Raw genomic sequence first — 558 nt, 5'->3', positions numbered from 1 at the left:
CTGCATGCCCAATAGCTCACGATAGCCTTCGGCATTAACCCCGGTAGCCACGAGGACGGAAGCTTTGACCACGCGTCCTCCTTCGCGGACTTTCATGGTCAATGCATCACAGGCAACATACAGGTATGAACCGGTATCGAGTGGTCGGGTACGGAAGTCTTCGACCATCTCGTCCAGGTCTTTAGCCATGTCAGATACCTGCGACTTTGAAAGATTATTAATTCCCAAACTGGCGACGAGATCGTTCATCCTGCGTGTGGACACGCCTTTTAAATAGCAGGTAGCTATTACGGTTGTTAGTGCTCGTTCTGCCCGAGTGCGTCGTTGCAATAACCAGTCCGGGAAAAATGACCCGGTACGTAGTTTGGGTACAGCGACATCAATGGTGCCAACGCGAGTATCAAGATCGCGGTGGCGGTAGCCGTTGCGGACATTGGTTCGAGACTTAGACGTGGTGGCGTAGTCGGCGCCGCAGATCTGGTCTGCTTGAGTCGATAGGATTTGGTTGATGAATCCTTGAAGCATCTCGCGCATGAGATCTGGGGATGCTTGGGCCAG

At 52.9% G+C, this 558-nt stretch carries 1 protein-coding gene; it reads right to left on the bottom strand.

Features of this window, described 5'->3' with window-relative positions:
• Positions 1 to 558: IS256 family transposase (locus tag QP970_RS11600; RefSeq protein ID WP_284869967.1), on the bottom strand; the 558-nt coding region annotated here is incomplete at both ends.

Source organism: Corynebacterium sp. MSK073, from assembly GCF_030232085.1.
Taxonomy (GTDB): domain Bacteria; phylum Actinomycetota; class Actinomycetes; order Mycobacteriales; family Mycobacteriaceae; genus Corynebacterium.
The sequence above is the reverse complement of the archived record's forward strand: the minus strand, read 5'-3'. Positions and strand labels throughout refer to the sequence as shown.